This is a genomic window from Amycolatopsis orientalis (genome assembly GCF_000943515.2).
Classification (GTDB): domain Bacteria; phylum Actinomycetota; class Actinomycetes; order Mycobacteriales; family Pseudonocardiaceae; genus Amycolatopsis; species Amycolatopsis orientalis.
This window is the reverse complement of record NZ_CP016174.1, coordinates 5539459-5554100: the sequence shown is the minus strand read 5'-3', so window position 1 is coordinate 5554100 and position 14642 is coordinate 5539459. Positions and strand designations below refer to the sequence as shown.

Here is a 14642-nt window from a genome sequence, read left to right as displayed (position 1 = left end):
TCCCTAAGGGCCCGTATTCGTCGATTTGATGGGTAAGTCGCGAAGAAGTCGCAGGTAGGGACCGCTTTCTTTAAATGGGGGCATGGTCGCCGAACTCCACTATTGTTCCGTTTCCGCCGCCGATCGACAGTTGTCGGGCAGTCGCGATTTCCCCGAAAGGAATCACCGTGAGCAGAAAACGGATCTTCGGCGTGGTCACCCTGACCATGGCCGCGCTGGCCCCGGTCGGCATCGCCGGTGCGGTGTCACCACCCGCCGTCCCGGCCGACCCGCCTCGCGCCATCGCCCCGACCGACGCCGCGCCCTTGCCCGAAGGCGGCGTCCACACGCAGAGCGTCGGCGGGGTACCGGCGTCGGTCAGGGACTACCCGTATGCCATCGCCGCGCTCCGGGAGGGCGGCTCGCGGCCGAGGGGGCAGAGCTGCTCCGGTTCCGTTATCGCGCCACGGAAGGTCCTGGTCGCGGCCCACTGCCGGGAACTCGCCGGGGAGAAGAGTGTCCTTTATGGACTCGACGATCTGAAGAGCGCGGGCGGCACTCAGCTGAAGGCCGTCGACTACAAGGTCCACCCCAGGTTCACCCAGCCCTGGAACGGTTACGACGTCGCGGTGATCACCGTCGACGGGGACATCCCGGTCCCGCCCGGCGGTTACGCGAAGGTCGCCACCTCCGCCGACACCGGCTTGGAAACGCCCGGCAAGGACGGCTTCAGCCTCGGCTACGGCAAGAAGGACGTCGACGACTCCACCCAGGACGTCACGCTGCACAAGCTGACCTTGCCGATCGTCACCGCGAGCCAGTGCACCGGCGTGGAGAACGGCGTCGACCCGAAGACGATGATCTGCGCCGGATATCCCGACGGCCGCAAGACCATCCTGCCCGGCGACAGCGGCGGCCCGTTCGTCGTCGGCGGGAAGGTCGTCGGCGTGGCTTCCTGGAGCCGCAGCGACTTCCACTGGTACAGCGTCTACAGCAGGCTCAACAACGACATGGGGGACTGGGTCGCCGAGCAGATCGGCGGCCAGCAGCCCGGTGACACCTTCACGCTCACCGCGTCGCCCTCGTCGGTGCGGGTCCTGCCCGGCAAGTACGTGTCGGCGAGTGTCACGAGCAAACCGGGCAAGAACGGTGCCGAGGACGTCACACTGTCGGCTTCGGGACTGCCCGAGGGCGCCAAGGCCACGTTCCAGCCCGCCACGATCAAGGCGGGCGAGGTGGCGAAACTGACCATCGAGACCGCCTCTGGCACCCCTGAAAAGGCTTACCAGGTCACGATTTCCGGGAAGGGCACGACCGACACGGCCACGGCGGCGCTGTCGCTCACCGTCGGGGCCGGTGAACCTCCGGCCGGTGAGCTGAAGGTGACCGTGAACCCGTCGTCCGGTTCGGGACGTCCGGGTTCGCTGGTGAGCGCCACTGTCTCCGCGACCGGCGGCAGCGGCGCGATCACCTTGTCCGCCACCGGACCCGGGTTGCCGATCAACCCGTTCTTCTCGCCGCAGAGCGTGTCGAGCGGCGGCAGTTCGACCATGCAGGTCTTCGCGCCGTACCAGCCGGGCACGTACCCGGTCACGGTGACCGCGAAGGACGGCGCGGGCAAGACCGCGACCACCACGTACACCCTCACCGTCCAGTGATCTTCGCCGAAACAGAGGTGATCCGCCATGCGTGACAAGACGAAAACCCTGCTGGCGCTGGGCTTGTTGAGCCCGCTGCTGGCGCTCGGGGCCGGAACGGCGGTCGCGGCCGATGCCGAAGGCACCGTGATCCCCGCCAAGGAACACTACGGCGACCAGTACATCGTCGTACTCCAGGATGTCGCCGCGGCCGGGCAGTCCGCCTCGGCGGACCTGGCCAAGCGGTACGGCGGCGAGGTCCGCTCGGTCTGGACCGCGGCCGTCCGCGGCTTCTCGGCCAAGGACATGACCGCGAAGGAGGCGCGACGGCTGGCCGCGGACCCGTCGGTCAAGGCGGTCTACGAAGACGGCACCGCACGCGGCACCGGCACCCAGCAGAACCCGACCTGGGGGCTGGACCGGGTCGACCAGAAGAGCCTTCCGCTCGACAAGGCCTACACCTATCCCAACGAGGGCACGGGCGTCACCGCGTACGACCTCGACAGCGGCATCAATCCGTCGAACCCGGAGTACGAAGGCCGGGCCAGCCTCGGCAAGGACTTCTTCGGTGGTGACGGCAAGGACTGCAACGGCCACGGCAGCCACACCGCGGGCACGATCGGCAGCAAGACCTACGGCGTCGCGAAGAAGGTCAAGATCGTCGGGCTGAAGGTGCTGGGCTGTGACAACTCCGGGCCGGACTCCGGCATCATCGACGCCGTCGACTGGGTGACGGCGAACGCGCGGAAGCCCGCCGTGGCGAACATGAGCCTGACCATGGACGCCCCCGGCGTCGGGGACGACGCGGTCAAACGGTCGATCGCGTCGGGCGTCGTCTACGGCGTGGCGGCCGGAAACGCCTCGACCGACGCCTGTAACACCAGCCCGGCACGGGTGCCGGAGGCGATCACGGTCAACGCCTCGGACTCCGCGGACAACCGGTCGTCGTTCTCCAACTACGGAAGCTGCACCGACATCTTCGCGCCCGGTACGAACATCACGTCGCTGAGCCCGGGCGACGGTGGTTCGGCGGGGATGAGCGGAACCTCGATGGCGACGCCGCACGTCGTCGGCGCGGCCGCGCTCTACCTGTCGGCCAACCCGGCCGCCACCCCGCAACAGGTGCGGGACGCGCTGGTGAACGGCGCGACCGCGGGCGTCATCAAGAACGCGGGCAGTGGTTCGCCGAACAAGCTGCTCAACGTCTCGTTCATCGGCAGCGGTGGCCCCGGCCCGGCATGCGGGGTCAAGTCGAACACCACGCCGGTGCCCATCCCGGACGCCGGGGCCGCGGTGACCAGTTCGGTGACCCAGGAAGGCTGTGACGGCAAGGCTTCCGCGTCTTTGCCGGTCAAGGTGGACATCTCGCACACCTACAGCGCGGACCTCGTCCTCGACCTGATCGGGCCGAGCGGCAAGGCCTACCGGCTCAAGAGCGCGGGCGGGGTCGGCTCGGCCGACGGGGGGCACACGACGTTCACGGTCGACGCGTCCGGTGAGGCGGCCAACGGCACCTGGAAGCTGAGCGCTCAGGACGTCTACAGGTTCGACACGGGCGGCATCGACGGATTCGGTATCACTTTCTGAATCCACTGAGACTCGCCGGCAGGGCGGGGAGGGAGAACAGAGGCGGGGCCGCGCGGCCCCGCCTCTGTCATGCCTGTGCGGCCTTCGCCGCGAACCGGGTGCGGAGGAGCACCGCGACGGCCAGCGCCGCGGCCGCCCCGAGCAGGAACACGCCGGTGGGCAACGGCTGCAGGACCATCAGGCAGCCGGACGCGACCGCGGGCGGATGCACCACCCGGAACAGCAGCATGGCGCCGAGTCCGGCCGCCGCCGCGACCGCGACGGCCACCGGGCCGGGGGCCAGCAGGAGCGCGGTGATCGCGCCACCCAGTACGGCGAGGGCGTGACCGCCGAAGACCGCGGCAGGCCGGGCGGACGGCAGCGCGGGATTGGCGAGCACCAGTGCCAGGCTGGCGGCGAGCGGGGCCGACGCCGCCGGGCCGATGCCGGAGCCGATCCCGGCGGCGGCCACCCCACCCGCGCCCACCGCGGTCAGCAGGATCGGCAACGTGTGCTTCACGACGTGACCTCGGGGAAGTCCAGGTCGGGTTCGGCGACGTGGTTGAAGTAGTTGGACAGCACGTTGAGCGCGATATGCGCGACCACCTCGGCGACCTGCGCGTCGGTGACCCCGGCGGCCCTGGCCTCGGCCAGCCGCTCGTCGGGGATCCGGCCGCGATGGACCAGTACGGCGTCGGCGAGCCGCAGCACGGCGCGAGTGTGCGGGTCCGGACTGTCGGCCTCGCGCGCGCTCGCCAGTTCGCCCGCGGGGATGCGCATCTTCTCGCCGCGGAAGGTATGCGCGGCGAGGCAGTAGCCACATTCGTTGCGCTGCGCGGTGAACAGCGCGAGCAGTTCTCGTTCCCGCGCGGTCACTTCGCCGCGGGTGAGGGAGTCGCGCAGGGCGAGGTAACCGCTCAGCGCGGCCGGGCCGTTGGCCATCGCGGCGTAGAGGTTGGGCACCCGGCCGAGCTGGGCTTGGACGTCGGTCAGCAGCGGATGCTCGGTGAGCTGGGGGATGCGGGGCACGAGATCTCCAAACGGTACTGGTCTGTTCCGAACGAGACGGTACAGGTCTGTTCCATCTTTGGTCAACCAATTCGGTACAGAGTGGTACTGTCTTGGATGTGGGAACCCGAGCGCGCGAGCGACTGCTGAGTACGGCCGAAGAGCTGTTCTACGCCGAGGGTGTCCGCGCGGTCGGCATCGATCGCATCCTGGACGAGTCCGGTGTCGGCAAGGCGTCGCTGTACCGGCATTTCCCGAGTAAGGAAGCACTGGTCGAAGCCGTCCTGCGGGAACGGGACCGCACCTGGCGGCAATGGCTCTCCGACACCGTCGACGGCTACCGCCTCGATCCGGCGGACCGGGTCCTCGCGGTCTTCGACGCGCTCTTCGAACGCTTCTCCCGCAAGGACTTCCGCGGCTGCGCCTTCATCAACACCATGGTGGAGACGGCGGATCCGTCGAGTCCCGTGCATGCTGTCGCGGCCGAGCACAAGGTCGCGCTGACCGGGTATCTCGCCGCTCTGCTCGCCGACGCGGGCCGTCCCGATTCCGGTGAACTGGCCGCGCAACTCGTCCTGATCGTGGACGGCGCGATCGTGACCGCGGTCCGGGAGAACTCCCCGGACGCGGCCCTGCGCGGCAAGTCGATCGCCGCCGCCCTGCTGCGCTGACCCCCTCCGGACTCAACGTCGGGACGACGTGAGCGCCCGCCGCAGTTCTTCGTACGTCGGGGCGAGCGTCCGGAGGGTCGCGGCGGCACGCACGTCGTCCTCGACCACGAGGTCGTACTGCAAGGAACCGATAAACCGGGCTTGCGTGGTGAGGACGGCGGCCGCGTCGTCGCGGCCGATCCGGCGCAGGCACGACGCCGCGTCGGCCGCCCGCCGGGCACCGAGACGGACCGCGAAGTGGATGAGGTGGCCGCGCAGTTCGGGGCCGCAGCCGTCGTCGATCCGGGCGGCCAGCGCGAGTGCCGCGTCGCCGTTGCCGAGTGTGCCGGGCGGAAGGCCGTCGTTCTCCCCGCTGAGCCGCCTGATCGCCCTGGGCAGCGACGCCTCGATCGCGGTTTCTTCCGCGACGACGGTGTGCCGCGCGAAATCCGTCCGCATCGTGTGCGGTTCGCCGTAGGCGACCGTTTCGGCGCGCCAGGCCGCCGCGAAATCCTCCCGGGGTATCCGCGCGTACGGGTATCCCTGCGGATCGTGGACGGTGACGGATGTGTCGTCCGCGGCGAGCGCGACCAGGAAATGGTCGGCGCCGACCGGGCCGGTCATTCCCGGCTGGTGCCGCAGGTGCCCCATTTCGACCGGGCCGAGCAGGACCGGGCCGTCAGCGAGGCTTTCGACGAGCCGGGAGTAGGCGACGTCCGGATCCGGTTCACTCGCCGTTTCCGCGCGCCAGCCGAGGACGTCGAGGGCCTCGCCGATACCGAGATCGGGATCCCAGCCGAAGGCGTCGAAGAACGGCAACGAACCCCCGATCAGCTGCATCCCGAAGGGACTGCCGGTCACGGTCTCCAGCACGTCGGCTCCCGGAGCCTCGGAGCCGAACATCATGGCGAGGGAATGGGCATAGCAATAAGGGCCGGAGCCACGGTAAGGAAGGTCGATCACGTGTTCGACGATGGCATTTTTCCGGCGAAAACGCCACCCTGGTCTTTTCGTCCCTTGTGGACGGTGGCCGCGGGCATCATCACCCGTCCGGGGGTTTTGGGGTCACTCAACGGGTTTTATCCAGGGAACACCGCTGGTCCCGCTTGCCGTGGACGATCTTGCCGACACAGGATGACCGTCATCGGAGCTCGCTGTCCCCGTCGTCCTCACCTGGGCCGACTGGAGCGAGGGGTGAGGCGGAGGCGGCATGGCGGAACGTCGTGGGCGGAATCGGTGGCGCCGGGGCATGGCACTGCTCACGGTGATCGTCGTGGCCCTGCTGATGGGCGCTCCGCTGCCCGCCGGCGCCCAGACGCAGCCGCGAGGGGCCGGGACCGAACGGCCGATCGGGCCCGAACCGGTGTACTCCGGGCTCGCGCACGGTGGCATCACGATGGCCGCCAACTCCGTCGTGCAGTGCGGCGTCGGCGTGGTCTGCAACGAGTCCGCGAGCAACGCGAGCCCGGTGTCGTGGATCAAGACCGACCCGGCCGCCCCCGGCAACACCGCCTCCGCGGCGAGCCTGAGCGTCCCGCCCGGCGCGAAGGTGCTCAACGCGCGGCTGTACTGGCAGTTCAACCCGGTCGCCAGCAGCGGGACCTCCGGTGACGGGAGCAAGGGCAACCAGGTCTCTATCAAGACCCCGGGATCGAACGCCTACCAGCGGATCACCGCCGAGACCTACGACTGGTTTCCCGCGACCACGACGGGCGGCACCCCGACCCTGTACGCCTACGGCGGCGCCGCCGACGTCACGAGCCTCGTGACCGGCGCCGGGGCCGGGCAGTACACGGTCGCCGACATCCAGGCGTGCCAAGGCCAATCGATCAGCCGGACGAACCTCGGGTGCTGGGGTGGCTGGTCCTTGGTGGTGGCCTACGAACTGCCCAGCGAGCCGCTGCGGTACCTGCAGGTCTGGGACGGGATGCAGGTGGTCGCGGGCGGCAGCACGCCGAGTTCGGCGACCATCGCGCTGAGCGGCATCAAGGCCCCGACCTCGCGTCAGCCCGACGTCGAACTCGGGATCGTCGCCGGCGACGGCGACGCGCCCATCACCGGTGACTACCTCCAGGTCGGCCCGAACGCGTCCAGCCTGCAGACGATCGCCATGCCCGCGCCCGGCGGCGTGGCGACCAACAACGCCTTCAGCAGCCGCATCGACCAGGTCACGGCCACCGGTACCGGTACGAACGTCACCTCACGCACTCCCAATCCGGTGAACAACGTCGGGTACGACGCCCGCAGTATCGACATCACCGGCAAGGTCCCCGCGGGAACCACCGCGCTCCAGGTGAAGATCGGCACCGTCGGCGACGCGCTGTACCCGCAGACGATCTGGCTCGTCACCGACGCGCTCGAACCCGATCTGCAGATCACCAAGGCCAACGACCCGGTCGGCAACACCGACGACAACCCGCCGGGATACGTGACCAAGGGCGGCGACGTCACCTACACCTTCGACGTCGCCAACCGGCACGCCGACGGCAGCATCACCGACCTCGACACCGCGACCGACGTGGTGCTCACCGACACCCTGCCCGACGGCGTCACGTTCGTGGCCGGGTCCAATCCGGACTGCTCGGCCGCCGGGCAGGTGGTCACCTGCCGCCTGCGGAACCTGGCCGCGGGGCAGTCGCAGAAGGTGGCCTTCAAGGTCACGGTCGGTGCGGCGGTGCCGGACGGCACCAAACTCGACAACACCGGAAAGCTGACCTTCCGCGGCGAGGACACCGGCCGCCCGCAGGAACGCACCTCCAACACCGTGCGGAACACCGTCGCCTCGCCGGGGTATCAGCTGACCAAGTCGGTCGACCTCGCCGAAGCGGTCCCGGGCGACACCCTGACCTACCAAGTGACCCTGCGGAACACCGGGGTGATCCCGGTGCCCGCGCTCACGGTGCGCGACACGCTGCCGTCGGGAACGACCTACGTGTCGTCCAGTGCCTCGAAGGGCGCGGCCTCCGGTACCGGCCCCATCGACTGGGCCGTCGACGGTCTCGCCGTCGGGGAGACGGCGACGTTGACAGTGCGCGTGAAGGTCGAAGAAGCCGCCATCGGCCAGGAGCTGGTGAACCGCGCGACCGTCCCGACCGGACCGCCGCCGGTGGTCCCGCCGGACAACCGCTGCCCGGACGATCCCACCGCGGCCTGCGCGAAGACCGAGGTGCCCTCGCCGTCGTACACGGTGACGAAGACCGCGGACAAGGACTCCGCGAACCCCGGTGACACCGTGCGGTACACGGTCACCATCGCCAACACCGGGAAGGTGACCGCGGCGGACCTCAAGGTCGTCGATGACCTGACCGGGGTGCTGGACGACGCGGTCTACCAGAACGACGCCGCCGCGACGCCCGGCTCCGTGTCCTATGTGGAGCCGAAGCTGACCTGGACCGGCACGCTCGCGGCCGGGAAGAGCGCCGAGTTCACGTACACGGTGAAGGTGAAGAACCCGAACACCGGCGACAACCGGTTGAAGAACGTGGTGACGACGGAGACGCCGGGCGGGAACTGTCCGCCGGGTTCGACGGATCCGAAGTGCGGGACGACGACCCCGGTGTCGGGGTTGCTGATCGAGAAGTCGGTCGACAAGGCGTCGGCGAATCCCGGTGATGTCGTGAAGTACACGGTCACCGTGCGGAACACCGGGCAGACGAAGCTTTCCGGGGCGACGTTCACCGACGATCTGACCCAGGTGCTCGACGACGCCGTCTACCAGAACGACGGGGCCGCGACGATCGGAGGTGTCACCTATGCGGCACCGAAGCTGACGTGGACGGGTGACCTCGGCGTCGGCGAGACGTCCACGGTGACTTACACGGTCAAGGTGAGGAATCCCAACACCGGGGACAACCAGCTCAGGAACGCCGTGTCGTCCGAAACGCCGGGTGGCAACTGTCCGCCGGGCAGCACGGATCCGAAGTGCGGGACGACGACTCCGGTGTCGGGCTTGCTGATCGAGAAGTCGGTCGACAAGCAGTCGGCGAATCCCGGTGACGTGGTGAAGTACACGGTGACCGTGCGGAACACCGGACAGACCAAAGTGGACGGTGCGACGTTCACCGATGATCTGACGCAGGTGCTGGACGACGCGGATTACCAGAACGACGGTGCGGCGACGATCGGTGGTGTCACCTATGCGGCACCGAAGCTGACGTGGGCCGGCACCCTCGACATCGGCCAGACGTCGACAGTGACGTACACGGTGAAGGTCAAGAACCCGAACCCCGGTGACAAGAAGCTGTCCAATGTGGTCACTTCGGAGACTCCCGGTGGCAACTGCCCGCCGGGCAGCACGGATCCGAAGTGCGGGACGACGACTCCGGTGTCGGGCTTGCTGATCGAGAAGAAGGTCGACAAGCAGTCGGCGAATCCGGGCGACACGGTGAAGTACACGGTCACGGTGACGAACACCGGCCAGACCAAACTGGATGGCGCGACGTTCACCGATGATCTGACGCAGGTGCTGGACGACGCGGATTACCAGAACGACGGTGCGGCGACCATCGGTGGTGTCACGTACGCGGCGCCGAAGTTGACGTGGACCGGTGATCTCGACCTCGGTGCGACCTCGACGGTCACGTACACGGTGAAGGTCAAGAAGCCCAACACGGGCGACAATCTGCTGAAGAACGTGGTGTCGTCGGAGACGCCGGGCGGGAACTGCCCGCCGGGCAGCACGGATCCCAAGTGCGGCACGACGACTCCGGTGTCGGGCTTGAAGATCGAGAAGTCGGTCGACAAGGCGTCGGCGAATCCTGGTGACGTGGTGAAGTACACGGTCACGGTGACGAACACCGGCCAGACCAAACTGGATGGCGCGACGTTCACCGATGATCTGACGCAGGTGCTGGACGACGCGGATTACCAGAACGACGGTGCGGCGACGATCGGTGGTGTCACCTATGCGGCACCGAAGCTGACGTGGGCCGGCACACTCGACATCGGCCAGACGTCGACAGTCACGTACACGGTGAAGGTCAAGAACCCCGTCCCGGGCGACAAGAAGCTCATCAACACCGTCACCTCCGAAACCCCGGGCGGGAACTGCCCGCCGGGATCGACCGATCCGAAGTGCGGAACCACGACCCCGGTTTCGGGCCTGAAGATCGAGAAGAAGGTCGACAAACAGTCGGCGAATCCCGGCGACACGGTGAAGTACACGGTCACCGTCACCAACACCGGGCAGACCAAGGTGACCGGGGCGACCTTCACCGATGACCTCACCCAGGTTCTCGACGACGCGGACTACCAGAACGATGGTGCTGCGACCATCGGCGGCGTCACGTACGCGGCGCCGAAGCTGACGTGGACGGGCGACCTCGGCGTCGGCGACACGGCCACGGTCACCTACACGGTCAAGGTGAAGAAGCCCAACACCGGCGACAACCGGCTCAAGAACACGGTGACTTCGGAGACACCGGGCGGGAACTGCCCGCCGGGTTCCACGGATCCGGACTGCGGCACGGAGACCCCGGTGTCGGGCCTGGAGATCAAGAAGACGGTCGACAAACAGTCCGCGAATCCGGGCGACGTCGTGAAGTACACGGTCACGGTCACCAACACCGGGCAGACCAAGCTGGACGGCGCGACGTTCACGGACGACCTGACCCAGGTTCTCGACGACGCCGACTACCGGAACGACGGCGGTGCGACGATCGGTGACGTCACCTACGCGGCGCCGAAGCTGACGTGGACGGGCGACCTCGGCGTCGGCGAGACGTCCACGGTGACCTACACGGTCAAGGTGAAGAACCCGGGCGACGGCGACAAGAAGCTCGTCAACGCCGTCACTTCGGAGACGCCGGGCGGGAACTGCCCGCCGGGCTCCACCGATCCGGACTGCGGGACGACGACCCCGGTTTCCGGGCTGCTCATCAAGAAGACCGCCGACAAGAAGTCGGTCGATCCCGGCGACACGGTGAAGTACACGATCACCGTCACCAACACCGGGCAGACCAAACAGGACGGTGCGTCGTTCACCGACGACATGACCCAGGTCCTGGACGACGCCGACTACCGGAACGACGGCGCGGCGACCATCGGCGGCGTCACTTACGCGGCACCGAAACTCACCTGGACCGGCTCGCTGGACATCGGGCAGACCGCGACCATCACCTACACGGTCAAGATCAAGAACCCGAACCCCGGTGACAAGAAACTGTCCAATGTGGTCACTTCGGAAACGCCCGGCAACAACTGCCCGCCAGGTTCGAGCGACCCGAACTGCGGCACCGATGTGCCGTCCCGGGAACTGACGGTGAAGAAGACCTCGGACAAGCAGAGCGCGAACCCGGGCGACGTCGTCACCTACACCGTCACCGTCACCAACACCGGCAAGGTCGATCTCGTCGGCGAGGACGCCGCACGGGTCACGGACGACCTCTCCGAGGTGCTGGACGACGCCGACTACCGGAACGACGCCACATCGACGCCGGTCGCCGGGGTGTTCGCCTTCACCGCGCCGAACCTGGTGTGGGCGGGTGATCTCCCGGTCGGGGCGTCGACCACGCTGAAGTACTCGGTGCAGGTGAAGAACCCGGTCACCGGCGATCACCAACTGCGGAACACCGTCAGCACCAACATCCCGGGCACCTGCCCGCCGCAGTCCGACGATCCGGCGTGCTCGACCGTCACCCCGGTGCCCGGTATCTCGCTGGAGAAGAAGGCGGACAAGGCCACGGCGAACCCGGGCGACGTCGTGAAGTACACGGTGACGGTCCGCAACACCGGCAAGACCAAGCTGACCGGCGCGACCTTCACCGACGACCTCACCGAGGTCCTCGACGACGCGGTGTTCCAGAAGGACGGTACGGCGACGATCGGCGAGGTGACCTACACGGAACCGGAACTGACCTGGACCGGCGATCTGGAGATCGGGCAGACCGCGACGGTCACCTACAGCGTGAAGGTGACCAAGACCGACGGCGACGGCAAGCTGACGAACGTGATCACCTCGGACACCCCCGGCGGGAACTGCCCGCCGGGCAGCAAGGATCCGAAGTGCGGGACGACGACGCCGGTGTCGAGCCTGAAGCTCAAGAAGACCGTCGACAAGACCGCGGCCAAGGCCGGTGAGGTGGTCACCTACACGGTGACGGTCGAGAACACCGGCCAGGCCACTGTGGACGACGCGACGTTCACCGACGACCTGACCCAGGTGCTCGATGACGCCACCTTCGACGGCACCGCGAAGGCGAGCATCGGGGCGGTGACCTACTCCGCCCCGAAGCTCACCTGGAAGGGCAAGCTCAAGCCGGGGGAGAAGGCCACCGTCACCTACGCGGTCACCGTGAAGTCGCCCGTGCTCGGCGACCATCGGCTCCGCAACGTCGTCACCTCCGACACGCCGGGCGTCAACTGCCCGCCCGGTTCGGCGAACCCCGACTGCGGGACGGATACCCGGGTCCCGCCGGAGCCGCCGACGCCGGAGAAGCCGAACCCGCAGCCGCCGGCCACCCCGCGTCCGCCCGGTCTGGCCGTCACCGGTTCGCCGGTGAGGACGATGACGGTGCTGGCGCTGGGCATGCTGGCCATCGGGGCGTTGCTGCTCCTCGCCGGACGGAGGCGCCGGGAGTCCTGACCGGCCGCCGGGCCGGAACTCAGCGTCGGGGTACCGCGATCAGCGCTTCGACCTCGACGACGAGTTCCGGCCTGGCCAGCGCCGCGACCACGATCAGCGACTGGGCGGGCCAGTCCGCCTCGGGGTACCAGCGGGTGAAGGTCTCGCGCATCGCCGTGCGGAAACCGTCGAGGTGCTCGGTGCCGGACAGCATGCTGAAGACCTTGACCAGGTGTTCCGGTCCGGCGCCGGAGGCTTCGAGGAGCCGTTCGAGGTTGGCGAGCAACGCGCGGGTCTGGGATTCGGCGTCGGGCCCGGCGAGTTCGCCGTCGGGAAGCAGGCCGATCTGGCCCGCCACGACGACGAGTTCGTGATCGGCGGGAACGCGGGCCAGGTGGCTGTACGCGCCGATCGGCGCCGCGACGGACTCCGGGTTCCAGCGCTGGATCATCGATTCCCCTTTTCGCTCGACGGCGGAATTCACCTCCCGAGTATCGACGACCGATGATTCGGGGCTCCGACGGGAGTCTCAGCTGGCGGACAACGACGACTGGAGGGACTCCGGATGACGAATTCAGGACCGAAGACGCGCGCCGCGACCGGGGTCTGGCCGCTGATCCACACCGAACGGGCGGCGCTGGCGAACGACCTGACCGGACTGAGCGAAGAGCGCTGGGAGACGCCGTCGCTGTGCTCCGGGCTGAGCGTGCGCGAGGTGCTGGCGCATCTCACCGCGGGCGCGAGCCTCACGCCGCTCCGGTGGCTGGCCGGGGTGATCCGCTGCCGGTTCGACTTCGACAAGCAGGTCGCCCTGCGGCTGGCCGAGCATCTGGGCGGGAACGGCGCGGAGACGCTGGAACGGTTCCGCCGCGTCGTCACCAGTACGACGAAACCGCCGCTGCCCGCCATCGCGATGCTCGGCGAGGCGATCGTGCACGCCGAGGACATCCGCCGCCCGCTCGGTCTCCGCCGTGACTATCCGATCACCGTCCTCACCTCGCTGGCCGGCTACTACCAGGGCGCCGACCTGGTGGTGATGGCGAAGGGGCGCATCGGCGGACTTCGGCTGGAAGCGACGGACGGCCCCTTCGCCGTCGGGTCCGGGCCGCTCGTCTCGGGGACGACCCTGGCGCTGACCATGGCCATGACCGGACGAGCGGCCTATCTCACCGAACTGCGCGGCGACGGGGTCCCGATCCTGCGACGGCGGGTGCCCCGCGAACGGACGTGAGGCTCAGTCCTGTTCGAGGGGAAGGCCGGCGGCGGCCCAGTCCTCGATGCCCTCCCGGTACTTGCGGACGTCGGTGTAGCCGAGCGCGGTGAGGCGGTCGGCGACCTGTCCGCTGTTGGGGCATGCCGGGTTCGAGCAGTAGGTGACGATCGAGGCGCCGCGATCGGGCAGCACGGTGGCCGCCTGGGCGTCGACGTCGGCGAGGACCAGGGGGATGGCGCCGGGCAGATGCTGCTTGGCGTAGTACTCGCCACCCAGCGCGTCGACGACCGTCACGGTCTTCGCCTCGATCGCGGCCTTCAGTTCGTCACGGGTGATGAGTGCGGTCATGTCGCTACCTCCAGTTAATCGGACTATAGTCCGTATGTGCCCCACGACCATAACGGACCGCAGTCCGCTTTCGCAACGCCCTTGGAACTCCTGCGCACGCCGCCGCCCAAGGAGCGGGCGGACGCCGCCCGCAACCGGGCCGCCATCCTGGACGCGGCGGCGTCCCTGTTCGCCGCACACGGCGTCGACGCGGTGTCGATGGACCAGGTGGCGGCCGCCGCGGGCGTGGGCAAGGGAACGTTGTTCCGCCGCTTCGGCGACAAGGCCGGGCTGGCCGCCGCACTGCTGGACGCCCGGGAACGGGTGCTCCAGGAAGGGGTCCTCCACGGACCCCCGCCGCTCGGCCCCGGCGCCACGCCGTCGGAACGCCTCGTCGCCTTCGCCGACGCCTACCTCGACTACCTGCTCAAACACCTGCCGCTGGTCCGGATGTCGGAGACCGCGGCGCCGGGGGCGCGGTACCGCATCGGCGCCTACCGGTTCTGGCACCGGCACGTGGCGATCCTGCTCGACGGCACGCCCGACCCGGAGCACACCGCGCACGCCTTGCTCGCCCCGCTGGCGGCCGAGCATGTGACCGCGCTGCTGCCGGAACTCGGTGAGGAGCGGGTCCGTGCCGGGATCACACGCCTGTGGCAGGACGCCGGGGCCAAGTAGGGTGTCGGCGAGACCACGGGGAG

11 protein-coding genes are annotated in these 14642 nt (G+C 68.7%); 6 read left to right on the top strand and 5 right to left on the bottom strand.

What is annotated here, in order from left to right:
* Positions 1 to 167 precede the first annotated feature (167 nt).
* Both SD37_RS24245 and SD37_RS24240 read left to right on the top strand, forming a co-directional pair.
* Positions 168 to 1637: a trypsin-like serine protease gene (locus SD37_RS24245; RefSeq protein WP_145926717.1), complete on the top strand. Its 1470-nt coding sequence runs from the start codon at positions 168 to 170 to the stop codon at positions 1635 to 1637.
* A gap of 27 nt (positions 1638 to 1664) precedes the next feature.
* The gene (locus tag SD37_RS24240) at positions 1665 to 3203 is read left to right on the top strand and encodes a S8 family serine peptidase (RefSeq protein ID WP_065912953.1); all 1539 of its coding nucleotides are present in this window, start codon (positions 1665 to 1667) and stop codon (positions 3201 to 3203) included.
* Positions 3204 to 3270: 67 nt separating this feature from the next.
* Here the strand turns inward: SD37_RS24240 and SD37_RS24235 are convergent, their stop codons facing one another.
* Together SD37_RS24235 and SD37_RS24230 are read right to left on the bottom strand one after the other, a co-directional pair.
* Positions 3271 to 3702 carry an HPP family protein gene (locus SD37_RS24235; protein ID WP_052674972.1) on the bottom strand — a complete coding sequence of 144 codons (432 nt, stop codon included), beginning with the start codon at positions 3700 to 3702 and terminating at the stop codon, positions 3271 to 3273.
* On the bottom strand, positions 3699 to 4211 hold the full coding sequence (locus SD37_RS24230; RefSeq protein ID WP_044851774.1) for a carboxymuconolactone decarboxylase family protein: 513 nt from the start codon (positions 4209 to 4211) through the stop codon (positions 3699 to 3701). The genes SD37_RS24235 and SD37_RS24230 overlap by 4 nt, the downstream gene beginning before the upstream one ends.
* A gap of 98 nt (positions 4212 to 4309) precedes the next feature.
* Here SD37_RS24230 and SD37_RS24225 point away from each other — a divergent pair, with 98 nt between their 5' ends.
* Positions 4310 to 4861 (top strand): TetR/AcrR family transcriptional regulator, encoded by a 552-nt coding sequence (locus tag SD37_RS24225; RefSeq protein ID WP_044851775.1) that lies wholly within the window; start codon positions 4310 to 4312, stop codon positions 4859 to 4861.
* Between the two features lie 12 nt (positions 4862 to 4873).
* Here the strand turns inward: SD37_RS24225 and SD37_RS24220 are convergent, their stop codons facing one another.
* Positions 4874 to 5803 carry a hypothetical protein gene (locus tag SD37_RS24220; protein WP_044851776.1) on the bottom strand — a complete coding sequence of 310 codons (930 nt, stop codon included), beginning with the start codon at positions 5801 to 5803 and terminating at the stop codon, positions 4874 to 4876.
* 247 nt (positions 5804 to 6050) lie between these two features.
* Here SD37_RS24220 and SD37_RS24215 point away from each other — a divergent pair, with 247 nt between their 5' ends.
* Positions 6051 to 12422: a DUF7927 domain-containing protein gene (locus tag SD37_RS24215; RefSeq protein ID WP_044851777.1), complete on the top strand. Its 6372-nt coding sequence runs from the start codon at positions 6051 to 6053 to the stop codon at positions 12420 to 12422.
* A 19-nt stretch (positions 12423 to 12441) separates the two neighbouring features.
* Here the strand turns inward: SD37_RS24215 and SD37_RS24210 are convergent, their stop codons facing one another.
* Positions 12442 to 12852 (bottom strand): RidA family protein, encoded by a 411-nt coding sequence (locus tag SD37_RS24210; RefSeq protein ID WP_044851778.1) that lies wholly within the window; start codon positions 12850 to 12852, stop codon positions 12442 to 12444.
* Positions 12853 to 12966: 114 nt separating this feature from the next.
* On the opposite strand from SD37_RS24210, the gene SD37_RS24205 reads away from it, so the two are divergent.
* Positions 12967 to 13632 (top strand): maleylpyruvate isomerase family mycothiol-dependent enzyme, encoded by a 666-nt coding sequence (locus SD37_RS24205; RefSeq protein ID WP_044851779.1) that lies wholly within the window; start codon positions 12967 to 12969, stop codon positions 13630 to 13632.
* A gap of 3 nt (positions 13633 to 13635) precedes the next feature.
* Here SD37_RS24205 and SD37_RS24200 read toward each other — a convergent pair whose 3' ends face one another.
* Complete coding sequence (locus SD37_RS24200) at positions 13636 to 13962, bottom strand: rhodanese-like domain-containing protein (RefSeq protein WP_044851780.1); 327 nt, start codon at positions 13960 to 13962, stop codon at positions 13636 to 13638.
* A gap of 81 nt (positions 13963 to 14043) precedes the next feature.
* Here SD37_RS24200 and SD37_RS24195 point away from each other — a divergent pair, with 81 nt between their 5' ends.
* Positions 14044 to 14619, top strand: a complete 576-nt coding sequence (locus SD37_RS24195; protein ID WP_044851781.1) for a TetR/AcrR family transcriptional regulator — start codon at positions 14044 to 14046, stop codon at positions 14617 to 14619.
* The last annotated feature ends 23 nt before the right edge of the window (positions 14620 to 14642 follow it).

Coding starts and splice junctions, on each gene's coding strand:
- SD37_RS24240 (WP_065912953.1), top strand. CDS start 1,665: ATGCGTGACAAGACGAAAACCCTGCTGGCGCTGGGCTTGTTGAGCCCG.
- SD37_RS24215 (WP_044851777.1), top strand. CDS start 6,051: ATGGCGGAACGTCGTGGGCGGAATCGGTGGCGCCGGGGCATGGCACTG.
- SD37_RS24210 (WP_044851778.1), bottom strand. CDS start 12,852: ATGATCCAGCGCTGGAACCCGGAGTCCGTCGCGGCGCCGATCGGCGCG.
- SD37_RS24205 (WP_044851779.1), top strand. CDS start 12,967: ATGACGAATTCAGGACCGAAGACGCGCGCCGCGACCGGGGTCTGGCCG.
- SD37_RS24200 (WP_044851780.1), bottom strand. CDS start 13,962: ATGACCGCACTCATCACCCGTGACGAACTGAAGGCCGCGATCGAGGCG.